Genomic DNA, 23,958 nt, shown 5'->3' on the forward strand with positions numbered 1-23,958 from the left:
AGAGGCGGCGATCACGCGGTGTCTGCGCGTCCGGGTGCTTCCTCAGCCAGCCTGGTCGCGGTGGAGCCGTCGGTGAGGTGGTGGTTCAGTATGTCGGCCAGGGTCGGCAGGACTTCGTCGTAGAGGGTTTCATGCTCGCAGCCGTCGCCGCCGTTGCGGGCGATCTCGGCGGCCAGGTCGCGCAAGGAGGGCGGACCGCTGACGGCGAGCCGGTGGGCGAGCTTGAGGTTCTCCTCCTGCTTTCCAGGTTTCTGGCGGTACTTCGTACCGTCCTTGTACAGGCTGACGTCCATACCGACAGGGGTGATGGTGCGGCCGATGCGTTCGGTGAGGTTGGCGATGATCTGGATGCCGTGGGCGTCCAAGTCCTGCCAGGCGGCCACCGGCAGCGGTGCCATGGCCTTGAGGAACGCGGCCAGCCCGTGCGTGGCGTAGCCGGCACCCCACATGCACAGCCACCGGTCGGCGATCTTCGGATGCTTGCACACCTCAGTGAAGGTGTCCTCGTTCTCGATGAGGAGCACACCCACAGCTGAGCAGTCGATCAGGCCGAGACTGAGCAAGCCGCGGGCGGGCAGGCCCAGCCAGGGGTGGCATGCTGCGGCGTCGGCGATGACGGTGTCGACCCGCCAGCGCAGTGGGCCGCGCATCCGCAGCTCGGTCTCGCTCTCTTCCACGGCTTGGTCGAAGGGCATACCGACGAGGTTGGCGAACGCCTGTCGACGTGGCGGGGTCCAGGGGACCTTGGTGTCACGCATGCTCTTGCCGACCAGGGATTTGGCAGTCAGTTGCCGAGTTCTGGGCTGGGCGGACCACCACACCGCGGCGGATCTGACTGCCACCTCGTACACCCGCCAGTCCTCGGTGCCGGTGGCGCTGCCTGCCGGGACTTTGACGGTACGGCCCGGGGGAGTGGCGGCCAACAGGGCGTTTTCATTGGTGAGTTGGGGGACTCCTGTCATGGCGTGCAGCAGCTCGGCATGCAACTGCAGCGGGTCCGGGTGCCCCCGTAATTGCGTGAGCTTGTCCTCACGCAGGTGGGCCCAGGACTGTGTCAGTCGCCAGGAGTCGGGGACGAATCCGGTGGTCTGCACGACCTTGCAGCGCAGGACGACAGCCCCGCTCCGGATCAGGGACACTGCGGTGCGCCATGCCTCCTGCGGACCGAACTCGGCCTCGATGGTCGCCCACCGCTTGTAGGTCCGGGTCGACAGGACCTTGATCAATTCGCCGCTCGACATGCCGGGCGGTGGGTCGTAGGCCTGGACAGGGTCGGAGGCGATGAGGTCAACGATGGTGGGTTTGACACGTCGTTTGCGGTCGAGGGGCACGCGCAGGAGTACCTCGTCGCCGTCCTTGCTGGTGCGGGGCACGGTGACCGCGACAACCCCGGCCGGAAGGCCGGTGAGCGGCACCTCTCGTCGGCCGTAGGCTTCGCCGATCAGCAACGGAGGACGGGGGAGGGCCGCGGGGGTGTCAGGCATGGGAGCGTCCTGCGGTGATCCAGTCGGCGGTCAGTTCCACGCGCTGGGCGTTCGGGTCGTATCCCCAGGCGCGGGTGGGCTGGTTGTAGGCGTCGGAGGATGCGGCGTGGGTGAACCACAGCAGCTCGTCGCAGACGTCCGCGGCATCCACCAGAACGCTGTCCTGGCAGGTGCCCAGAATGGTCAGTTGCTGTCGGCGGGCCACGTCGCGCAGGGCGGCGAGCATGTCCTTGCGGTTGACCTCGCCCAGGCTGTTGCCGAGCTCGTCCAGGATCAGGACGCGGCCGCGGGTCTCGGCGTCGGCGAGGAGGGCAGCCAGGACCAGCTGGATGGCATACACCTTCACCTGGGCGCCGTTTGCGTTCTCCCGGTAATGCACGTAGCCGCCGCGAGCTGAGCGTTTCCAGTGGGGGGTGACCTCCCAGCGCCAGGGCATGGCGCCCTCGGGCCGCACGCTCGCCTTCTCCAAGCGGGCCCCATCGCCGCCGCGCTGGCGGTCCAGGGCGCCGAAGGCGTTGTTGATCTGGGTGAGCAGCCCGTCGATATGCTGCTCGATCATGTCCTGCAGCGTCTCAAGGGTGCGGGCACTGTTCTCCGCCCCCTCGGTGAGCTCGGCCAGGGCCTGCTCGCCCAGGGCACGGTCGGCGGCGATCTGGGCGGCCACGACGGTATCCCGTTCGGCGTATCCGTCCAGCCGGATCTGCAAAGGCAAGGCCATGTTGTCAAAGCTGGTTCCTGGCAGCGCCGACGGGTCCTCTTCGGCGAAACGGGCCCGCGCCTGCCCTGCGAGACGCAAGTCGCCCTCCGCGGCAGCCAGCGCACCGTCCGGCAGACCGTAGTGTCCGTAGGCGATGCGCAGTTGGTCCTCGACCTCGCGCCGCAGCCGGCCGGGCCGGGGTACCGGCGTGCCGATGTCACCCATCCCCAGCAGCTCAGCAGCCTCCTCGACTGAGGCCCCCCACAACTGCAGCCACGCCGGACAGGCGATCTCGGCCCGGGTCTTCTCCAGCGCGCCGTTCTCCCTGAGCCGCTCCTTGTGAGCCTTGACGGCCGTATCCAGAGTCAGCTGCGCGGCCAATACTCTCTCCTGGTGGGCTGACAGGGCGGCCTGGGCCCGTTCCCACGCCTCTTGCAGTTTCTCCTCAGTGCCACGGACGGCGGTGACATCCACGTCCGCAGCCGCCACCGCGGCGGTCAGTTCAGCGTCCTGCACCTGCAGGGCGGCCAACCGCTCTGCTGCCACAGCAGCGTCGTACTCGATCTGAGCGATCTCCAGCTGCGCCTCGGCGGTCTCCACGCCCGCGTCCGCCGTACCCGCCTTGCTCCTGCACTGCTCCAGGTGCGCCCTGACCTGGACGAGCCGGGCAGCCCGACCTGCGACCGGGGCGTCGAATCCTCCCAGGACGGTCAGGGACAGGCTGGGATCGCACACGGCCAGCGGCTCGTCGACCGTGCTCATGCGCTCCTGGAGCGTATTCAGGAACCCGGTGAGCGGCATCCGGCTGCGCACTCCCTGGGGCCACACCCCCACCGCGTCGTCAGCATCCGCGGCGATGACCTGTGCACCGGGCAGGCTGCGCAGCGTCTCCCGCGCGCGTTCGGCCCGCTCGTGCGGCACCACCACGGCATCGCGCCAGGCCCACAGACGCGGCTCCCACGCCGCACGGGCCGACTCTTCCAGCTGCAGCTGGTCCATCAACCCGAGAGCGGTGATGCGTTCTGCGGCGAGAATCTCAAGCGCCTGGCCAGCTGCCCCGCTGCGCCCTTGCTCCACCGCCGTCATCAGCTCACGGGCCTCTCCGACGGCGCGGTGTGCATCCTCCGCCTGCCGCTGTGCGCCGTACAGCCCGCCACGGGCCTCCTCCAGGCCGGCACGCGCGTCGGCGGCGCTCGCCCCCCGCCACACGGAGGCCTGCGGCCTCAGACCGGCCATCTCGTGGCGCACCACGCCTTGCCTGGTAGCCGCCGAGGTCCGTACCGCACTGGCCTCCTCGGTGATCTGTTTGGCGTCCGACCACGCCTGGCGGGCTGTGCCGGCGAGGCCGGCCAGATCGGCGGCCGCCCGCAGCTCGTCGAAGCGGCTGCGGGCCCGCTCGACCAGATCCTGCGCCTGGCGCACCTGTTCGTTCTTGTCGTCCAGCTCCGCCCCCAGCTTCTGGTCAGCCCGGACGGACTGGAGACAGGAGGATGCCACGAAGCGCTGCCATGCGCGGCGCCCCTCTTCGAGAGCGGCACGTGCCAGGGCCCGGGCCCGCACACCCTCCAGCACGGCCTCGCCTTCCGCCATGGTCTGTGCGTGATCGGCCTGAACCTTCTCCAGCTCCCGGGCATGTTCCAGAGCCTTGCCGCGGCGGGCCGCCTCCTGCTCCAGCAGATGGGTCATGCCGGACAGGGCGATCAGGGCCTCCCCGATCTCGTGCGGTTCCATCGCGGTCAGCTGCTGGCTCAGCAGCGAGGGCACTGCTGGCCGCAACGGAGTGTCGAGGTAGGTCAGGCATCGCGGCGCGTTGCCGTAGAGCTCTTCGGCCATCCGGCGCACCGACAGGATGCGGGCGGTGCCCAGCTCCTGCCACCGGTCGTCCGCCTGCACCGCACGCTCGGCATCGGTTGAGGCGTCGGCCACATGGATGCCCTCAGTCCAGTTGGCCTGGACGTAGGGGGCGGACGCGGCGAGGCGCACCCACACCGTCAGCGCATCCGCGGCAGGATCGCTTCCAGCGCCGGTGAAAACACCTACCACGTAGCCGTGGGTGGCCGCCGGCATCTGCTGGGCCCGGTCCACCCCTGCCGCATCCGGCTTGAACAGGATGCCGCTGGCGTACAACCCGTGGTTGGACTCGAACCGCCACTGCGGATCGGCCAGCAGCAGGGAGACCGCGATGAGGAACGAGGTCTTGCCGGAACCGTTGGAGTCTTCCTTGGGACCCATCCCGGATACGGCGACGAACGTCTCGGGGACCACAGGGACCGCGTGGGTGGTCAGCCGGGCGATGTCGAAGGTCTGGACCGCCACGAGGTGCCGGTCGCCGACGATGCCGCGATGTTCGGCGAGCTGGGGCAGCTCTTCCTCAAGCAGATACTCGTTCACCATGCCTCTTCGCTCCCGTCGGCCTGGGATGTGTTGCGTGCTCTCAGCCGCAAGATCGACCCGGCGAGCGCCCCTGCCGGCTCAGCCAGCAGCACCAACTGCTCGAACAGGGCTGTCTGGGCCGCCGGGGTCAGCCGCAGCAGCTGGCTGCCCAGCACGATCCCCGCCGCCGTGAGGCGCACCAAGTCGGCCGCGGCCAGGCGGCGCAGCGCGGCGTCCACCACACCGTCGGACACCGCAGACTCCTTCAGCCGCTCCCGGCTCACCGGTACGCCCTGGGTCCACAAGGTTTGCGGCAGAACGCTGCCGCGAGCCCGGGGGACGGCGACACTGAACAGCATCACCAGCGCCAGCACGGCGCGGTCCTCACGCGGCAGGATTCCGATCCCTTCGGCGGCCAGCCGCTCTCGGACCGCGTCGTCGTAGCCGGACAAGAACCCCTCGCCCACAGCGAGCAGCTCCCGCCCCGAGGCTGCCAGTACTTCCTCCACCACCCGGCGCAGCGGCACCTCCGCCAGCGCTCGGAAGTGGGCCGCAGGCACAGGAAGACGTGCGGTCTCCACCGCGCATACCGCGGCCCGCACCTCTGCACGGCGCTGTTCCGGCAGTGCCTGAAGTAACGTCAGCTCCATGCCCTACTCCATTTCCGCACAAGGCAGACAGTTGTAGCCGCGCCGCAGCTCGTCGATGTCCCGCTCACTCCATGCGGCCACCATCGGTCCCAGGCGCACTAGACCGTCCCCCACATCGGCAGCCAGGTAGCCGCAGGCACGCAGGGTCCGCAGCGCACGGCGATAAGGAGAGGTCTGCCCGATCGATGCGATGCCCTCGAGCAGGGGGCCGTCGCCCGGCGGGGCGCAGGCCGCGAGCACGTCCTCCTCGGCCACCGCGCGCCCCGGGTAGGGGCCAGCGCGGTCGGGATCAGGCCAGCACAGGCGCAGCGCAGCCCCCAGTGTCAGCAACTGCGACGGCGTAGCCTCCCGGTGGGTCTTTGGATCCGCCACCACACCGCTGACCGGCTCCACATCAGGCAACCAGCGCACCATGACGCCCCGGCCACCGCCCGGCATCGCCACCTCCACCAGACGCCGCTCCACATCAGCCGCCGCCTGCTGCAACTCCCGCAGTTCACCGGCCGCCGCGGCAAGCGACACGGCCCGCACAGCGCGCGCCCGGGCCAGCCGATAGGCGTCATCGTTCACGCCCGCTCCTCCTGCTCCGCGGACGCATCCGGATCCGGATCTGCAGCACCCGAGACGTCCTCAGGCAGGCGGTACAGCGACAGCGGGGAGGCGTACGTGACCGTGCCAGCCGGCTCCACCAGGATGCCGTCGCTGACCTGAACGAAATACGGAGTGGTGGGATCTGCGGACGCCTGCAGCAGGTCCACCACCGCGGCGATCGCCGCAGGCCACGGCAGCGCCCGCAACGGCGCAGTCAAGTCCGCCTCCTGACCGCCGCTCAACCACAACTGCATGGACGCCGCCCGCCGTTGGCGCAGCTGCCGTGCCTTCTGACGGGCCACCTCCAGCGGATCAGGGCCCGGCGGCAGCGCCGCGGGCCGTGCCGGACGCCGACGAGGCACCGGAGGCCGCCGCTCCTCAGCCGCCACTAGCACCTGCGCCGCGGTAATCTCCACACTGGCCGGGTCGAAGACAGCGCCGGCGAACACCTCCGCAAGCGCATCTACCGGTGCGCTCAGCGCGGCGGACACATACTGCTCGGGTTGCAGCATGGTGAAGTCTCGCCGGGCCCTGGCCTGCTCCAGCAACCGGTCAGAGAACTCATCCACCGCAGCCGAATACCGCAGCGCCTCATCGATCAGACGCGTTCCCGATGCCCTCAGCCGCGGAAAATGGCTGCTGACCGCCTCGACCAGCCGATGCGCGTGGGTCAGCAAGACTGCCTTCGAGCGATGGTGATGACGCTCGCCCACCAACTCTTCGATGGGCTTGGACCGCACCAACCGCAGCAGATGCCCGGTGTTGATGGACAGATCACGCCGCGCCCGCAACAGCTTGGCCGCCAACTGGCCCTCATCCAGCAGCCCCTGTTGCAGGCTGTCATGCGTGCGGTCCAGCAGCGTCGTGATCTCCTCGACGCCGCCGGCCTGCGCCAGCCGCTCGAAGACCAGCAGGGCCGCTCCGCTGGTCGGATTGAAGACGTAGCGCCCTTCATAGGCCTTTCCGCGGGGCCGCTCCAGCAGCCGCAGCCCCACGAAGACCTTGAACCGGGCATCGAACGCTTCTCCCGACGCCACCGAAGCGCACGCCGTCGCAAGCTCCGAGCGGGTCAGTCCCAGTTCGGGGGCAAGGTCACCGAACACGTCATGGATGGCCTCGGCGAGCCGCAGCGACAGCGGATCCTCCGTCACCGCGTTGGCGGACGCTGCTACCGGAGCCATAAACGGCAGCACGTAGTCCAGGGGCCCAGGGCGCGTCTCATCGGCTAAGTCAGCGAACAGATCACCCTGCTCGACGCTGCTCTCCTCTAAAGGCAAGGTCCCCCCTGGCCAGAACGGACGCCCCCGCACCCTCCTTCAAGGGGCCGAACCTATCCGCCACGGGCGCCGCGCGCTGGCACATCGTCAACATCCCTCGCTTTAGTGACGGATAGCACAAACAGGCCGTCTGGATACCGGAGGGCACACACCCGCAGACAGTCCGTTCCTCGGCCCGGACCCGGGGTACAAGCCCGCGGGCAGGCGCTACGGGAGACCCGTGCGCAGAATTCGCGGCCCACTATCGGTGAGGTGGAGGCGATGGAGGTCTTCGTGGAGCCAGGTGTAGGCGTAGTTGATGGCGGGCGCGTCGCCGAAGACTTCCGGTTCGCTGAGCACCGGCGTACTCGGGCGCGCCCACGGAGACCTCGCTGGCTCGTTCCCGGGTGGAACAGGAGGCACCGGAGCGTAGAGGTCGTCTTCTGACGGGACGAGACGGACGGTGACCGAACATCTCGGCGAGGGGCGGAGAGAGAGCCGCATAAGGGGCGGTTCATACGAGTCGTTGCCGCCGGGCGGGCAGTACAGGTCGGCGCCGAGTGCGAAGAGGGCGGCGCTGGCCAGGCCGAGGACCTGCTTGAGGTGGGGGAACCAGGTGTCGACGAGTGCGGTGTAGATCTCTACTGCGGCGGTCAGGACTTGCTCGGTGCGTAGCCTGAGCTGTTGTGTGCTGTAGGTGTCCCAGGCCCAGTGCACGTGAGGGCCGTGCGTCTGGTCGGGGACGGCGTAGGGGTGGTGAAGCATGCCGTTGGCGTCGGCCCATCGACCGCTGGCGAGTTCCTCGTCGATCCGGAGCAACTCCGCCTGCCAGGCGGTGAACTGCCGGCCGTAGCTGGACCGGACCGGCAGGCTTCCCTTGGAGTAGAGGTGTTGGCGCAGGGTCTGGTGCACTTCGTCCGCCCGGATTGGGGCGAAGCGACGAGAGGTACGTCCCCGCAGGCTCTCTCCCGCCAACCACAGGCGCTCCTTGGTGTAGGAGTCGCAGTCGGCCAGGTCGAAGTCCTTGCGCTCGCACAGCGTGTGCAGGCCTGAGGCGAGTACGCCCAGTGTCTGCTGCCAGGGCCAGGCGGCATAGTCCGCCGCGATCGGCCCGAACGATGCCGTCATGGGGCGTATCCCACGTGGTTCCGCCCAGCGATGGGCGAGCGGGATCGCGAGTCCCGGAGTGTGGTCGCCGTCGCGGCGCAGGATGTGCAGCCCCAGCCTGTTGCCTTCCAGACGGGCATCGACCGTCACCGGACCGGTCCACCCCGTGTAGAGGGAGATACGGTCGCCTGCCGCGCCGAGCGTGCGTTGCCAGGCCTCCAGTGTCGTCTGCAGACGCCGGCTGACCACGCTGGCAGGAAGATCCGGCCACGGGCCTTCCCCCTCCGACACGTTACGCGGGATGGCCTCGTGGACAGCCCAGGCCGCGACGCCCGGCTGGGCATGCAGCAAAGGATCCAGCACCGTGCCGACCGACTCCCAGCCGCCCGAGGCGATCGCCATGGCTAGCCCGTAGCGCCACCGGTCCAGCAGCTCCACGCTCGGCACCACCTCGGCCAGCACCCCGCCGGCCAGCAGGGCCTGGCCGGCGAAGTACTGCTCGAGCACGGGCAGAGCGAAGGCCAGATGCCGGTCGCCGAGACGCACCACCAGCCGGGTGCCCAGCAGCGCCCGCACCTCGCCGGGGCTGCCCACGTCAGCGGCCGCCGCCAGGCCTCCGGTGCTGACGCAAGCCGCGGCCAGCCGCTGCAACAGCCGCTCGGCGCGTTCTTCCTGGACGCTTTCGACATCGCGCAACGCCCGGGTGACCAGAGCGTCCAGGAAGGCCACCGGACTGTTCGGCAGACGCTCGTGATCGCGCTGGAGCTGCGCCCCGATGATGGCGAACAGAGGTCGGCGCAGCACGCTGCGCACCATGCTCGATTGGCTGCGCACCGCGAGACCGCTTCCGCCGAGCCGGTCCATCAACGCCGCCGCTTCCTCTTCGGCCAGCTCTGGCATGACCCTGCGCAACTTGGCGTCCACCTCCAGGCCGGGACGGGCAGTGACCAGGATGCGCCAGCGCCCACCGGTCGCAGACGCGGCCCAGCTGAGGGCTTGGTCCAGCAGCTCTTTGCCGCGGATCGGACCGGGCTCATCCAGCCCGTCCACCACCAGCGCAACACCGCGTACGGCAGGATCTCCGAGCGCGCGTGCCGCGCGGGTGGCCGCGTCGATCACGTTGCCCGGAATGTGCTGAGCGACGAGGTGAACTGGAATGGGGGCCTGCGCGTCGGTGCGGACGGCGGCGATGTCCTGCTGGTGCAGCCGCTCGGCGGCCAGCGACTTACCCGCTCCGAAGCCGCCCTCCAGAACGACAACACCGGTCTCCGGCAAGGAGGCTACTACCGCTGCGGGCAGGGCTCCCAGCTGAGAGCTGTCAGCGAACTCGTCTGCCACCGCGAGGGGAACACCGGCCGCGTGCCAGCGCTGCACCATGCGCACCCGGCCTGCGGCGGCCAGGTCATCCAGCGTTACCCGCTCATCAGGCCACAACTGCCCCACGAACACAGTGTTGCCGTGTCCGGACACGGCAACACCGGCAGACCCGCCGATTGCCATGGCTCCTTCACCCGATGCCGACACTGTGCCCGGCACGGCCGAAGTCTGGTGCGGGCCGAGAGATGCATCGTTGCGCGGCCGGAAACCGAAGCGGCTCCACCAGGCTTTCACGTGCTGTTGCCGTCTCCGGTGACTGCCTCACCGATGGAACCGCCTGCCGACACCGACTTCGGGCCGGACGCCTCCACCGGCCCGGTCGGGGCTGTCGGCCCTGGGAGAGGAGAGGGTGCCGGGCCCGACAGCTGGCTGCGGTTGCCCGTGACGGCTCTGCCAATGCTGCCGCCGGCGGCAACGGAACCTGCGCCGGACGCAGTGACCGTCTGGGCGGTCTGTTGCGCGGACTGCAGCAGCAAGCCACGGACGGCAAAGATGGTCATGACGAGCGTGGCGGTATCGGCAGCAAGGCCCGCCACGGTGCCCGCCGTGCCGAGATCCTTCAGCCACAACAGCAAGGCCAGCCCCACGCAGGTCAGGCCGGCTACTCCCGTCACCACCCACAACACGCCCCGATGCCAGCCCGCCATCACAACACCCCGCCAGTCCCTGATCTGTTGCGGCACCCTAACCGAAGGACGGCAGACGCGCGTCCACACCTTCTCAGCCCTGCGTGGCCGCTCCGATGCCAGCTTCAGGGCCGGCGATGAAGGTACGCATCCGCCACGCCTTGGTGGCCGCCTCCGCGACGGTAACGGCCAGGGCGTCGAGCAGAAAACGGCCCAACTCCGTGCGGTATCCGACCGGCAGACCGTCGAGGGAGGCCAGGACACGCTGCCAGGTTTCCCGCTCGTCGGGCCCGATCGGGCTGGTGGCCATGTCCTCGAGCACGATGCGGACCATGGTGTGGGCTTCGTCGGGCAGCAGCCTCGATCACCGCCCCAACTCGTCACTGACCGCGCACGGCTTCGGCCGCCCGATCCTCACTCCTGCGCACCGAGCCCGTCTTCCCCTCCACCGTGCCACACGAAGATCATTCTGCGGGGACTCCTCAGCGACGGCGGACGATCTTGCCGGTCCATGCGGCCTTGCGGGCGTCCTTGTCCGGCGGTCTGGTCCTGTAGGCCTCGGTGATCTCCTCGATCAGGACGGCGAGAACCGCGTCCTCGTCGATCCCGGGGGCGCCGCGCACGCGCTCGACGGTCCGCTTGAGCACCGGGGCGAGGTAGGCGGGGCGGTTGTTGTGGAGTTCGGCCAGCAGGGCGCGGCCCCGCGGCGAGTCGAGGTGCGGTGTCTGGCCGGCCTGCTGACGGACTCGTTCCTCTACGCCGGCTATGTCGTGCAGGGCCTTGCGGATGGCCGCGGCGACCGCCTCCGGTTCCAGCGACGCTAGGAGGAACCTTCGCGACCAGTCCTCATTGCGCAGCATGGCGGGATTGGGTACCCCGTCGATGGCTGCGACACCCTTGCGGTCCGCCGGGTCGAAGCGGTACGTGCGGCCTTGCGGGCCCAGCCGGATGCCGTGGCGCTCAAATGCCGCAGGAGCCTTCTTGATGAGGTCTTGCAACGATCCGTGCCGCAGTGTCCACTGCTTGAAGCCAGCGCTCACCACGGCGTTGTCCCAGGTGTTGACCGCACTGGTGAGCCCGCGCGACTCGACGTCCGCGATCGCCTGCAGCGTGTCGAGATCCGGGGCCGAGACGGTCACCAGTCCGTCGGCGGCCAGGCGGCGCGCCGTGGCATCGAGGCGTCCACCGCCGTAGCCCGAGTACCCACCTCGCTTCCTGCCAGACGGCCGCAGGCTGTATCCGTCCACAGTGGGCGCCGCCCCGGTGGCGGGGCCGCGCAGTGCCGGGGTCACGTGTCGGTCGCGGATCTGGATCCACTCGCGGGCCAGTTCGGGCTGGTCGGTCCCGATCTTGCGGCCGCGCAGTTCCGGGTGGCGCAGGTAGAACAGCATGTTGGTCAGTTGATCGGCATCGGTGATCCCGCTGCCGACGGCCAACTGGACGGCCGTGGACCACAGTCCTCGACCCAGGGCCTCCAGCATCCGGGCCGCAAGGCCGCCGGGGGCGGCCGTCGAGGACGGCCCTGTACCCAGTGCCGGTGCGGAGGCGGATGACGGTGAGTTTCGCAGCCGCTGTCGGCCATGGGCGTCGATCTCGTCCCGGGCGCGGCGGTCGGCGTCCTTGTCGGTGAAGTACGTCCAGCGGGCCCATGTCCCTCGTACATCCAGGTGGGCGTAGTCCGCTCCGATGCCGACACCGATGGCCGCACCGCAGACGTCCAGGGCCGCCTGCGCGATCTGCATCCCGGTCATGCCCGCGATGCGGACGTCGGCTGCCTGGCCGCTGGAGTGACGGCTCTTCGTCGGCTGTTCGTCGCGCTTCCGGTAGACCTCGACGTTGTGCAGGTAGGGCCGGTAGCCCGAGGTCACCCGCACCGGCCTCCCGACGCTGTCCCGGAGCCGCTGCAGACAGTGCACGAGTTTGGGGTCGATGCGTGCCACGGGGAACCGCTTGCCTCCGCTGCCGGCCAGTTCGTCGACGGTGAAGTCGGCCGACAGCCGCACCGACCGGGTGTCCGGGCCGGTGTCGAGCAGCGGATTCCCCGTCGCGTTCGGGTCGTGGTGCTCCTGCTCGGGGCCGGTCGGGCCGCTGACGGTGCGCAGGGTCACTCCGCTGGGGAAAGCCACCGTGGCGGGTGCCTCCTGCGCGAACTCCGTCTGCCGGCCGTAGAAGGAGCCAAGGAACTCGCGGGCCTCCCCCCGTTCGACCGCGGCGGACTCGGCCCCGTCGCCAGGGTCGCCGTGAGCGAGGTCCACCGCCTCGAAGGCCGCGGAGAGGACTTCGTACACTCCGTCGTCCTCCCTCTCGTCGACGGACTGCGCGTAGGCCTCTTCGGCGGGCCGGGCGGCGAATTCTTCTTCGAACTCCTCGTCGCCCTCTGACTCCTCGTGCTCCGCCTCTGCTTCCGGCTCCTCACTTTCCGGTTGCTCCTCGTTCTCTCCCTCCACGGCGTTGCCCCAGGTCTCCTCGCCGTCCACCGCGGCGCTGGGTTCCTCGGGCGTCTGTTCGGCCTCTCTGTCCACCGGGCGGTACTCCCAGTGCCACGGTTCCTTCTCGTAGGGCCGAAAGCCGAATTCGGCGGCGTGCCGGGTGAGCCAGTCGTGGAACCAGGTGCGCCGCCACGCCTTCAGAGCTGCGGAGGTGCTGGAGTTGTGGATCGGGGCACCTTTGCGGTCCTGTGCGAAATCGATGGCGATCCCGGCCTGGTGTTTGCTGTAGCCGGGGGCGGCGACCCAGTTGGGCAGGCGGAACTCGTGGATCATGTAGGCGACGGCTTGGTCACTGTGCGGACCGGCCGCGAGGGCTTCCCGTTGCCGGGTGGTGCGTGCGTAGTAGCCCGGGAAGACACGGCGCCAGACCCTCGCCTGGTGCCTGCTTCCCCGGTAGCCGCTGTTCGCGTTGATGAGGCGGGTTTTCAGGGCATCGGGATTCCCCTCGCTCGCCGCCTGGGCCAACGCTTCGTTGGCAGCCGCGATCAGCCGGCTAGCCTGCTCCGCGGCATCCTTGCGCATCCGGATCCCGGTGCCGGCGACCGGGGCGAGCTCCGCGTCGGTGAGGTCGCGGCCGGGGGCGCCCTTGCGGCGGCGGGAGCGCGCCAGATGCGCATCGAGCACCTTCTCGCGGAAGGCGGTCTGTGCCGCGCTGTCGGTCCACGGAATCTCTTCTTCTGTCCCCTCCTCACCCTCGGTCGCAACGAGGGGATCGAGGGATCCCTGTTCCTCGAACGCTCCCCACGGTTCCTCAAAGGCATGGCGACGATGGCCGTTTGACGGGTGGCCGGATCCGCTGATCCCGGCACGAGGCAGGTCGAGCGCGGCCTCGTCGGCGAACGGAGTGTCCGCCGGACGGTCCGGGGGGCCGGACATCTCATCCTCCTCGCCGGGCGGGTTCGGGAGGCGCAGCTTCACTTCGAGGTGACCTTGCCGGCCTTGAGGTCGCGGCCTGTGGTGATCGACCAATGCGTGATGACGGTCTTGATGTCGTTGGAGATGCGCTTGCCGTCCTCGGAGGTGTCCTTGAACAGGGACTCCACCGAATTGATGAAGACGCCGGCCTCGATGGCGATGAGCAGGCGCGAGATCGCCTCGGAGATCTTGAAGAAGCTCCTGGACATCGCGTGCGCGGGGATCCTGACCCGCTCCGCGATCTTGAACAGGCGTTGCTCGGCGCTGGACGCCTCAGCGCGCAGGGAGTTCACGATCGGCGAGTTGTACTCCAGCGTCAGGTGGAACCAGGCCATCGTGGAAATGGCCGAGTACTCCTCGGCCGAGAGGTTGGAGCCGAGCCGTCGTGTGGTGAGCATGTCCGACAGCCGTTCGACGAGATCCGTGATCTTCATGGTGTCGGTGGGGTCGGAGCCACTGGTGTTGTTGACGTTGGTGATGGCGATCCACACCTCGCGCAGGAACTCCTCGAACATGCCGACGAACTGTGTATTGGCGGCGGCCGCCTTACTGTAGGGGACCGGAGCGCCGTCCTCGGTGCCGTGGACGAGGTCCATGCCGAACATGCGGTAGTAGGCCTTGCGGCGGATGATGTCGGGGAGAGTGCGGGCCTGGCTGGTGCGCGCGGTGATGAAGAAGGGCGCGGGGTCACGGAAGAAGAGCTCTTCGGTGTTGCGGAGCCAATGCTCGGCGCCGCTGCCGGGTGCTCCCAGCTCCTCGCCCTCTCTGTGGAGTTGGACCACGCGGCGGAGGATGTCAGCGGCCCTGGTGTTCTCGATCATGTAGGCGTAGATCAGGTGCTCCCAGCGGACGGTCCCGTCGGGACAGCCGTCCCTCGCCGGCGTGGTGAAGGTCGTCTGGTTGTGAGAAAAGCCGGGAAACGCCTTGAGCAGGTGATCGGGGAGGCCAGGGAGGTCGCTGCGCCGGTCTGGGTGTCCGACGGTTTTGTCGGTGTCGTGGATGCGGAAGTTCCAGGCTTCCTCCAAGAGCGCGGAGAGTTCCGCCGGGTGCAGGCGGAAGAGGTAGTCCGCGCCACCTGGGAGGTGCCTGGCCAGCTGTCGAAACACGGCGTTCTCCGGATTATTCGATGCCGCCGGGGTTGCATATTTGACCGTTGCGAGATCGTGCGTCGCTCACTGAATCCCGTGGTTGCGTGGACCGGGCGGCGCAGCTGATGTCCGGCAGGCACCACAGCTTGCGGTCTGGAGGGGGCTCACCCTCCACCGCGACACCCAGTTCGTTCAGCAGTCGGCGATAGAAATCCAGCGCGTCTTCGGGGGAGGAAGCGGAGGGCTTGGCTTCCTCTGTGGTCATCGAGCCGCTGCTGGCCGCCTCGGGGGACGGCGTGCGCACGCGGCGCATCATGTCCCGGCCAGCTGTCGCGATTCGGTCGCGGATGCCCTGTTGCGTGTCCTGCTCGGCCATACTGTCTCCTCCTCGCGGTCAGGCCTGGGTCTGGCGTGTCAGGCCGCCTGTTCCGCGCCTCCCAGGCGGCTCATCCACGCATACTGTTCGGCGCCGAGTTCCCCGGCCCGCTCCGGCTGGGTGGCGGCTTTCCACCCGCTGAGTGCCAGCAGACGCAGAGATTCGGTCCACAACCAGTGTGTGGAGGTGTACAGGGCCGGGCCGAGCTGGGCCTCCAGTGCCACGAGAGCCGGTGGTGCCACTCGTTCCGGTGGCACGAGGGCGATCAGCGGGCGGTTGCCGAACGCGGTGAGCGGCGCGGTCAGGATGGCTTCGGCGAGGGCGGGCAGCAGGGGTAGCGAGGCCTCGATGAGTGTGCGGGACTCGGCGTCCCGGCAGGCGTCCAGGGGGTGGTCGTGCCGCCAAGTGCGCTCCAGGGCGTCCCAGGGGCCGTCGCCGTAGACGTGGCGGCACATCGCGGTGTTGAGGAGCACCCGCAGGTAGCCGACCGGGTGCGGGTCGCCGGGCAGCAGCCGGAAGACGAGTTGTTCCCCGCCGGACAGCACGTCGTGCAGGTTGGCCACGGCCGCGTATCCGGTGTGTACGAAGGCGAAGGCGTCCGCGGTGATCTCCGATGCCCAGCCCGCCCAGACATCGCCGACCTCGGGCGGCGCTGCCCGGGTCGACCGCGCCAGCGCGGCCGCCAGTTCAGCGTTCCACCCCGTCAGGTGCGCGACCTGGTGGCCGGCTTCATGGATGAGAGAGGTGGGGCAGAGCAGCGCATGCCGCACGATCTTGATCGTGGCGGCCGGGCTCTCGGTGTCTGGATCCCACAGCCGTAGCCGTGCTTTGAGGACGGCGGCACCGATACCGTCGTCGACGTAGGTCAGCACGACCGGGGTGGATTTGCGGAGCGGATCGAGGACCAGGGCCATGCTGCGGTACGCCAGACTGTCGCACGCCCGCAACAATGCTGCCAAGCGGGGATTAGTACGGGAATTTACTGCGTCCGCGTAGAAAGCCACTGTCGTCTCGGTGCGCAGGTACCGGCCTCGGTAGGCCAGCACCTGCCGGCGTAGCGCCGCGAACTCGTCGTGGGTGCGGGCCGTGTGCAGGGCTGTGTGCAGGGCCGTGCCGTGGGCCACGAGCCTGCCCACCGAGGACGTGAGCGTGGCGCGGAGGGTCGTCCCCAGATAGCGCTCGAGACCGGCCCACGCGGCGGGGGCCGCCAGGTCGTCCAGCGCGCGCAGCCGTTCGGCTGCCGCTGTCCAGTGGGAGAGCTGGCGGGCGATCTGGGCTCGCCGGCCGTCAGGGTCACTCGGGTCCATGGCCGGCTACCACCGTGACGTTCGGAGACGGTCCCTGCAGGACGGCACCGCGCACGGTGCCCGGGCTGTGTGTCAGCGCGGCACGCAGTTCGGACATTACCGGTGGGGAGCCGAGGGACACCCGGACGGTCACACCGTCGACGGGTGCTTCGGTCGCGGTGAGGAGGGCGTCGCGGTGGTCCTTCAGCACCGTGCCCAGGCCGTCGACGAGACCGTTTTCGACCGTCCGGGACAGTCGCGCGACGGTGGCCGCGGGCACGCGGCGCAGCGCGGCGGGTACCTGGCGGGGGAGCACGGAGCCGTGGACGAGCCGGAGCCGGTGGCCGTCCAGTGCCGCTCCGACCCGCTGGCGCACGAGCGGGACCAGCGGAGCCAGCACCCGGCCGACGGGCTCGGCCCGGCGCAGTCTGGCGGCCATGCCCTGGGCGTCGGCCTCGCTCAAGTACAGCTCGGCGACGACCGCGTCGTCGGGGAACCGCAGCGTCACCGTGGCCTGGCTGGGGCGGGCCGGGCTCCTGCCGCCCGCCATCGGGTTCATGCGCGGCCCGGGGACGTTGGCGACCTCCAAGTGGTACAGGCGCTGTCCCACCCCGAGGAGCCGAGGACTGGCCAGGTGACGAGGATCGGTCGCCACGCCCAGCGCCGGCTCGCCGAGCAGGAGCCCTGCCGCCTCAGGGGTGAGGGGATGCAACTGCGTGCGACCGGAGCCGTCCAGGCCAGCGAGGCCCGGAACGCCGTGATCGCCCTGTGCGATAGCGGCCACCGAGGTGCCGGGCAGGACCTCGTACAGGTGCACGCGGGCGCGCAGTTCACTCCCCGGGGGGAGGCCCAGACGCTGGTGCAGCACAGAATCCAGCGGCAGCCCGCGGAAGGTGCGGATGTGCGCGACCTGATAGGGCGAGAGGTTGATCCACGGCATGCGGGTGTACTTGCGGTAGCGCTTCACCCCGCGCAGGGGCAGAGCCACCCAGGCCCCACGCAGCGTCAGGTCCTGACGCAGTTCGGGGCGGCCAAGGTAGGTCTCTTCCGTCAGGATCTGCGGCAGGCTTCCTGCTGCGGCCTGTTCGAAGGCCTCCAGGACGAACCCTTCCAGCAGCGCCTCCTGGGCCAGGATCCGCTCCGGCAGAGCCCCGACTTTGCGGACCGTGTCCTCCACGACGGCGGCCACCGCCGTCGCGGTCGCCCGCTGCTCGTCCTGCGGAGTGACCTCCAACTGCACCAGACGCAGACCGGCCTCCACCAACGCCCTGGAGAGCGGCTGAGCCGCGGTCTTGCCGACGAAGCGGCCGATCAGCGGAGTGACGAACCTCGCCAGGGTCGCAGCAAGCGCGGCACGGCCGCCGGTCACCTTCAGTCCGAGCCTCAGCAGCGGCAGGACCGCCGGGAGGAACGCCTCCACCTCCGGCGTGACGTCCTCGCCGTCCTCGGCCTCGGCGAGCCGGGAGACGAGCCGCTCGCGCGCGCGGCCCAGTTCCTCCACCGGGTCCGGCCAGAGCGCAGGAGACTCGGCCTGCCGCGTGTATGCCGATGCCTCGAACTCCATGGCCGCTTCGCTGTCGGCGAAGACCGCTTCTGCCACCCGCAGGTCGAACTCCTCCTGAAGGCGGCAGACATCGCCCGTGGCGTCATCCGTTGCCGAGGATTCCTCGGTCTCCGCCAGCAGGGGAAGCCGCCGTGCCAATTGCTCGGCATACGGCCGCATCTCCGGAGGCACCCATTTCAGCCCCGCCGTGAGCGCCTGCTTCAGCAGCGCCGTCGCCACCGGCTTCAGTCTCCGCAGCAGCGCCCCCAGCGTGTACCGCGCGACGGCCTTCACCCCGCGCTTGGCCAGGCCGACCGCCTTGTGGGCCGCCTTCTTCAGGGCTTTGCCGATCCCGCCGAAGAGGTGTTCCAGGGCGGGAGACACCGAAACGGCCCGCTGGTACGTCTCAAGGGCCTCCTCGACCTCCGCCTCGCTGAGCGACTGCAGCGGGCGATCCCCGGCCGCGTCCGCGAGGGCGTCGATCGCCTCCTCCAACTCACGCAGCAGAGGAGCATAGCGGGCTTCGAGCCGGTGGCGGGCTTCGTCGCGATCCGTCACCACGGTCCCGTGCTCGCCAGAGGCAGTGCCGTCGAACTCCCTGGCCGCCTCGCCAGCGAGCTCGAACAGCGCTTCGTTCAACTCCTCGTCGTACAGCTCCCCCAGGAAGGCGGTGTACTCCTCTGCCTCAGGGTCGACCACCCGGCTCTCGTTCTCCACGCGGTAGCTGCGTACGAAGGGGCTGGCAAATGCTGGCGCCAGCGGATCCGTGCGGGCCGTCGGCGGCTCTTCGCCGATCTCGAAGCTGGTCGCGGCGATGAACGGACTGCGTGAATTAGGGTCCGACACGGCTGAATCCCCCCGTCGCACTGCTGTGCTCGCAGCCGACTGGCTCTGCGCGCCTGCTCAGGCGACGATGCGTCAGGCCATGGTTATGCTGCCTGCAGAACTGGTCAATAGCCCTGCCGACACAGGAGAGGCGACGCGGCGGATGTCGGACCTGAGTGGTGGTCGAGCGTAGACACCGAGCCCAGGGGTTCTATGTCCCTCCCGTCAAGTGGGCCTGGTTGCGGCGTAGTTCCGGTGCGCCGGGGTGCCCGTCGATCCGTCCTCTGGTATGGCACGGATGGGCCCAGGTCGGCATCGGGACCGGCGCGCATCGCCGCGCTTTCGTACGGCACCAGTCGGCCCGTGGCCGACCACCACCAGCCGGGAGCCAGCCGCTTGCCCGCTGTACGGGAAACGGCCGCACAGGAACAGACCCGGTGCGCGTCTCCCCCCGGCCACGGTCATCCAGACAACCGGCTGCACCGCGCCCGTGGGGCTGACGAAGCGCACATCGACGTCCCTGGGATCCACCACGCACAGTCAAGAACCACCTGCGATATCTACACAATGCGCAGACATGAGCAACCCGGCTGTACTTCTGGATCCGGCCGTACGGCTGCGTTGTAGTGATCGGGAGGGTGCATCCGAGGAACCACCACCCGCGACGAATTGAGCACCAACGTCCATGCGCGTTCCCGCCGCTGGCTGGCCCCGAAGTATCGGCGGTGGACGTGGCGACGCCCCCATCCGGTTCAACCGCTCGTCTGTACAAGGTGACGGTGGGTGAAGACGATGTTCCTCACTCGCTCCACGGCACCTGGGGCGATGCGGGCCAGCGCCGGCAGGGCGTGCTGCCATCCGTCGCTGGCGAGCGCGCCTGCAGTGAACCGGAGGGCCGCCTGATTGGCTTTCTCGCTGGCTGGTGGAAAGTGCGCGAGGGCAAGGGTGCGAAACGTCTCTGTGAAAGCTGTGCTGGCGGATGCGGAGACAAGGCGGATACCCGACGGTGTCTGCGTGAGATACGCGGCCACCGCCGCGAATGCCGCTGCACGGTCAGAGGGGACATTGTTGCGGCTTGCCCAACGACGCGCAGCGTCAAGGCGACCGAGCATTGCGTGGGCAACGGCTATAGCCCCGGTTGGCAACCCCCACGGTGCGCTGCCGGTCGACCTCTCCTCCCACCGCACGAGAGTGTCGCGGGCCTCGTCAGGTTCTTCCCGCGAATGCAGGAGGAGCACCGTGAGGAGATCCTCCGTATCCAGCCAGGTATCTGTTTCCTTGAGCTTTTGCGCCACGTGTTCTGAGGCCTGGTGGAGACGGCCAGCACACTCAGCGTCGGCCCCGGAGAGGGCGGCGAACAGCTCGCCGAGTTCAGCCATGCGCCCATTCCAACCTCTGTGTGCATCCGGGGCCAGAAGGCGTTCTCGCTGGCAATCGATGAGAGCCGCTGCGGTGCCCGGGTCGTAGGAGCGCACTCCGGCTGCGACGGCCACGAGGGCCCGTTGCCTTCTGTTGCTTTCCGCAGGCCCGGTTTCCTCGGCGAGGGACAAGGCACGGTCGCGTTCGCCGGCATGGGCCAGCGCCTGCGCGGCGGCGCCTTTCGCGTCCGCCGCTTCCCGGCCCGGAGCGCCGTCGAGGAAGGAGAAGTTGTCGGCGCCTTCCAGCCTTCGGGCCTGGTCGGCGGCCTCGTACGCCAGGTGCCGAGCATCCTCGAGCTGCCCGGCCTGCGAGGCCGAGACGGCTGCTGCTGCGAGCGCCTGCACCTGCTCGACCGGGTTCCGCAGACTCCGAGCCAGCTGCGCGCCGTCATCCTGCAGATCGATGGTTGACAGCGCCGCGCACAACGAGATGAGCCAGGCTTCCCGTGGCAGGGAGTGCCGGGTGCCTTGCCCTTGAGGAGAACCGAGTACTTCCAGCGCCTGACACAGCCGCCGGTTCGCCGCATCATGCTCGCCGCGGTCCGCGAGGCGGTAGGCCTGCCGAGCCAGTGTCTGTGCTGTTGGCTCCTGTTCTGGCTCGTCGAAGCCATCGATGAGGACGGCTCGGGCCCCGGCCAGCGTGTCGATACCCATCGGCCCGGTGTGCCTCTCTACGGGCACGCGCGCGGCTAGGCCGCGCGCACGGTCTACCGAGCCGGTGTCCACCAGGGCTCGTACGACGGCGGTCAGCATGGGACTGAGGAGTAAATTCAGGTCGCCTCTGTCCTCGGCCGACAGACCTTCGGGGTCGCCCAGCGCGACCTCCAGACGTTCTGCCGCCCAGCCGGCCAGCGTGTTCGCCTGTTCCGGACGGACGGTCGTCAGGACCGAAGCTGCGGAGGCGTTGACGGTGCAGGTTGTCAGGCGCGGCGGGCACGCTTGGGCGTACTGGCTGATCCGCTCGTACATCCGGTCGGCTCGTGGCCCCTCGGCGGCCACGGCGATGGCCCCCCAGGCCGCAACTGGCGCGCTCGGATCGGCCGGAGAGGCTGCCGCCATCTCCTCGGCATACCGCTCGGCCTGGTCGAGCAGTTCCTCGGTCAGAGCAGCGTCGTGGGAACGGGCGGCGCAGGCGGCCCGCGCCACCACGGTCGCCCCGGCCTCGTCGCCTGCACCTGCCGACGCCCCGAGCCAGCCGAGCAGTTCGTGGCCCCGGCGCAGTTCGCCCATGGCCATCAGCGCTACCGCCGCCTCCCCGATGGCCTCTTCCGCCTCCTGCTCATCCCCGCTCGGCGGAGCGTTCTCCTGATGTGCCCGCTCAGCCCATCGTGCGGCCTCGGACGCCGCCGCGGTGGCGAGTTGGTGGCCGACTTCGCCCAGCACTCGGGCCACCCGCGCCAGACGGACAGCCTTCTCCGCGGGAAAGGGGGCGACGAGGGCAAGGTCCATGGCACGCCGCGCCTGTCCCAGCCGGGCAAACGTCACTGGCACGTCGGCTGGCAGGGCCCTGGCCCGCTCGGCGAGGACGGTCGAGGATGCCGCGAGCGCCGTCAATTCCACCACGTTATCGGGGCATTGGCGTCGGACCATCTGAGCGGTCAGCTCGATGTGGGTGAATGCGGTGTCCAGTGAGGCGCGCTCCATCAGAGCCCGTTGACGATGCGGGTCGAGGGCGATAGCGGACAGTCGCTGGAGATCGCCGGCACTGTGCAGCATGCGCGGGTAGTCGTAGAGCAGGTAATCGGGGGTGTCCTCCGGCCAGCCCTGAGCGCGGTAGCCGTCCGCCCATGTGTGGAGCCGCTGTTCGAATTCGGTCACGTCACCGAGCGCGGCCAGCGCTTCCCGGCGTAGTTCCTCGTGGCCCAGCGCATGGGAGACCGGCCCGGTCGGGATGTCCGGCAGACGGATCCGGCCGTGGGAGGCGGGCAGGAAGCTGCGGCCGGTGATCCCGCGCAGCATCGTGTCGACCTCGTACGGCCGCACGCCGACGAATTCGGCCAGATCGGCAGCGGTCAGGCCGCCCCGTGCCGCCACCAGCAGACCCAGCAGCGGAACTCCGGCCTTGTCGTCCTTCAGGAGCCGGTGCAGCTCGCGGCGGGCCAGGGTGCTGATGCCCTGGGCATCGGGGTACGGGGTAAGCGGGCGGATGATCTCCGGGGTGCGTAAGGGGTGGTCGGGGGGAACGTCGTCCGCGATGGGCGGGCGGGGCCGGCCGGTGACCACGATGCGCATGCCCGCCGGAGGGTGGCGCGGCAGCAGCGCGGCGATGCTGCGCTCACCGGCCGCCGCTCCCTGGTCCTCGTCCAGACCGTCCACCATCAGCACCAGGCGCTTGTCCCGGCTGCGGCACGCTTCGGCGGCCGCCCGGCACAGTTCGGGGAAGTCCTCCGCGCGGACGCTCACCGCACCGTCCCCGCGCCCGGCGAGGACGGCCAGTTGCCGCATCACCGCATCGAGGAATCCCTCCCGGTCGTTGCGGCCGAGGCGGTCGGTGATGAAGTAGCTGACGATGTCCACCGCGGTCGGCTGGTGACGCAGTACGAACTCCGAGACCAAGGCCGACTTCCCCGCCCAGGCGGCCGCCTGCCACCACACATAGGCGGGCGCGCCGGAGCCTGTGCAGAACGCGGTCAGCTCCTGCAACTCCTCCTGCCTGCCAACCAGCTGAGCGGGCAGGATGTTCTGCTCGATCCACGTGCTGTAGCCGGTGAACGCCAACGCCCGCTCCGGCACAGGCAGCGGGGCCGAACGGGAAGCCTGAGCCTCTTCCAGCAGAGTGGCCCATCGGCGCTCGTCGAAGCGATCGTCGGCCCACTTGCTCCACACCCGGACGACGGCCATCAGCTGGAACTCACTGCCGGGATCGGGTGTCTTCGCCCCACCCCAGTCCTCTGCGAGCCACTCTCCCAGCCGGTTGCCCAACGACTTGGGATCGCCCCCGGCCCGGTGGGCCACGTCGCGGCGTGAATACCGCTCCCCGCTCCTGATACGCGCGGTCTTGGCTTTTTCCTCCAACGCGCGCAGCGTGTCGTACAGGGCACGGGCCCCCGCCGACTTCTCCATCTGCGTTCCTTGTTTCCCCGTGCCCGCTGTACCCGGCTGCCCGCCCCGGGCATGGCGGGCACCTCTGATGACCAGGAGCGTAGAGGGAGTTTGCCCGCAGTGCCCGCCCTTTCGGACAACCCCTTCTCCTACCCGGCACGGTCGTCCTGCTCGGCTGCTGGGGCCGGGCGAACACTCAGGAGAGGGACACATGGACAAGCCCATGCCCATCACGCGCAGGCTCGCCCGCGCCGCGCTCTTCAGTCTCGTCAACGGAGCCGCCTGGGCGGCGCGTTCGGAATGCGTGGCAGGCCTTGTGTGGCTGGTGCAGCACCGGTAGCCGCTCGGGACGGGCGGGCCCGGATTCGCTCCGGGCTCGCCCCCTGACGACCCCGCTACGTTCTTCTCATGGGTCTTGCCGCGCAGTACTTTCATGAACGCGATTCCAACCGTCGCTTGGAGATCACCTCCGCCGGGACGCTGTAGGAGTGAGTGAAAGCCGGTGGCGCCGACTGGCTGGTCTCGCACGAGTGGCGAGGACGTCTTCTTCCGCGGGCAGCCCAGTACCGAGTACGGCCTGTCCTCCAGCCTCTACCGTGTCTGCCGCGCACGCCCCGCTGCACCGGAAGCCGGTATCCCCAACCAGGTGGACGAGCACGTGATGGCGGGAACGGAACGCGCGGTCATCGATGCCATGCGGCGTGAAGGCATCGGGCGGGGATGGCGGACGGCCAGCTCCTTGCCGTCCTGCAGTACCACGGCATTCCCACCCGGCTCATCAACGTCTCCGAGTCCCTGCGCGGTCTCACCATTGT

15 protein-coding genes are annotated in these 23,958 nt (G+C 69.4%); 1 reads left to right on the forward strand and 14 read right to left on the reverse strand.

Annotated features, from left to right (window positions below; genetic code table 11):
* Window positions 1-11: 11 nt before the first annotated feature.
* From ACN20J_RS49755 to ACN20J_RS49820, 14 genes are all read right to left on the reverse strand, one after another.
* Complete coding sequence (locus ACN20J_RS49755) at window positions 12-1,484, reverse strand: Wadjet anti-phage system protein JetD domain-containing protein (protein WP_419668761.1); 1,473 nt, start codon at window positions 1,482-1,484, stop codon at window positions 12-14.
* Window positions 1,477-4,575 (reverse strand): hypothetical protein, encoded by a 3,099-nt coding sequence (locus ACN20J_RS49760; protein ID WP_419668762.1) that lies wholly within the window; start codon window positions 4,573-4,575, stop codon window positions 1,477-1,479. The genes ACN20J_RS49755 and ACN20J_RS49760 overlap by 8 nt, the downstream gene beginning before the upstream one ends.
* Complete coding sequence (locus ACN20J_RS49765; protein WP_190232353.1) at window positions 4,569-5,204, reverse strand: hypothetical protein; 636 nt, start codon at window positions 5,202-5,204, stop codon at window positions 4,569-4,571. Before ACN20J_RS49765 ends, ACN20J_RS49760 begins: the two co-directional genes overlap by 7 nt.
* Before the next feature lie 3 nt (window positions 5,205-5,207).
* Window positions 5,208-5,774, reverse strand: a complete 567-nt coding sequence (locus tag ACN20J_RS49770) for a hypothetical protein (protein ID WP_190232354.1) — start codon at window positions 5,772-5,774, stop codon at window positions 5,208-5,210.
* Window positions 5,771-7,072 carry a hypothetical protein gene (locus ACN20J_RS49775; protein ID WP_419668764.1) on the reverse strand — a complete coding sequence of 434 codons (1,302 nt, stop codon included), beginning with the start codon at window positions 7,070-7,072 and terminating at the stop codon, window positions 5,771-5,773. The genes ACN20J_RS49770 and ACN20J_RS49775 overlap by 4 nt, the downstream gene beginning before the upstream one ends.
* A 207-nt stretch (window positions 7,073-7,279) precedes the next feature.
* Window positions 7,280-9,658: a hypothetical protein gene (locus ACN20J_RS49780; RefSeq protein ID WP_419668765.1), complete on the reverse strand. Its 2,379-nt coding sequence runs from the start codon at window positions 9,656-9,658 to the stop codon at window positions 7,280-7,282.
* Between the two features lie 107 nt (window positions 9,659-9,765).
* The gene (locus ACN20J_RS49785) at window positions 9,766-10,182 is read right to left on the reverse strand and encodes a hypothetical protein (RefSeq protein WP_419668766.1); all 417 of its coding nucleotides are present in this window, start codon (window positions 10,180-10,182) and stop codon (window positions 9,766-9,768) included.
* 73 nt (window positions 10,183-10,255) lie between these two features.
* The gene (locus tag ACN20J_RS49790) at window positions 10,256-10,495 is read right to left on the reverse strand and encodes a hypothetical protein (RefSeq protein WP_419668767.1); all 240 of its coding nucleotides are present in this window, start codon (window positions 10,493-10,495) and stop codon (window positions 10,256-10,258) included.
* Between the two features lie 148 nt (window positions 10,496-10,643).
* On the reverse strand, window positions 10,644-13,526 hold the full coding sequence (locus ACN20J_RS49795) for a D-alanyl-D-alanine carboxypeptidase family protein (protein ID WP_419668768.1): 2,883 nt from the start codon (window positions 13,524-13,526) through the stop codon (window positions 10,644-10,646).
* Between the two features lie 38 nt (window positions 13,527-13,564).
* Window positions 13,565-14,671, reverse strand: a complete 1,107-nt coding sequence (locus ACN20J_RS49800) for a hypothetical protein (protein ID WP_419668769.1) — start codon at window positions 14,669-14,671, stop codon at window positions 13,565-13,567.
* Window positions 14,672-14,684: 13 nt separating this feature from the next.
* Complete coding sequence (locus tag ACN20J_RS49805) at window positions 14,685-15,029, reverse strand: hypothetical protein (RefSeq protein ID WP_419668770.1); 345 nt, start codon at window positions 15,027-15,029, stop codon at window positions 14,685-14,687.
* Window positions 15,030-15,067: 38 nt separating this feature from the next.
* A complete protein-coding gene (locus ACN20J_RS49810) occupies window positions 15,068-16,336 on the reverse strand; it encodes a hypothetical protein (protein ID WP_419668771.1) in 1,269 nt (422 codons plus the stop codon).
* Complete coding sequence (locus tag ACN20J_RS49815) at window positions 16,323-18,704, reverse strand: hypothetical protein (RefSeq protein ID WP_419668772.1); 2,382 nt, start codon at window positions 18,702-18,704, stop codon at window positions 16,323-16,325. The genes ACN20J_RS49810 and ACN20J_RS49815 overlap by 14 nt, the downstream gene beginning before the upstream one ends.
* Before the next feature lie 731 nt (window positions 18,705-19,435).
* On the reverse strand, window positions 19,436-23,164 hold the full coding sequence (locus ACN20J_RS49820) for a hypothetical protein (protein WP_419668773.1): 3,729 nt from the start codon (window positions 23,162-23,164) through the stop codon (window positions 19,436-19,438).
* Between the two features lie 190 nt (window positions 23,165-23,354).
* Here ACN20J_RS49820 and ACN20J_RS49825 point away from each other — a divergent pair, with 190 nt between their 5' ends.
* Window positions 23,355-23,483 carry a hypothetical protein gene (locus ACN20J_RS49825; RefSeq protein WP_419668774.1) on the forward strand — a complete coding sequence of 43 codons (129 nt, stop codon included), beginning with the start codon at window positions 23,355-23,357 and terminating at the stop codon, window positions 23,481-23,483.
* The last annotated feature ends 475 nt before the right edge of the window (window positions 23,484-23,958 follow it).

This window comes from Streptomyces sp. 2-1 (assembly GCF_048564895.1).
Lineage (GTDB): Bacteria > Actinomycetota > Actinomycetes > Streptomycetales > Streptomycetaceae > Streptomyces > Streptomyces phaeochromogenes.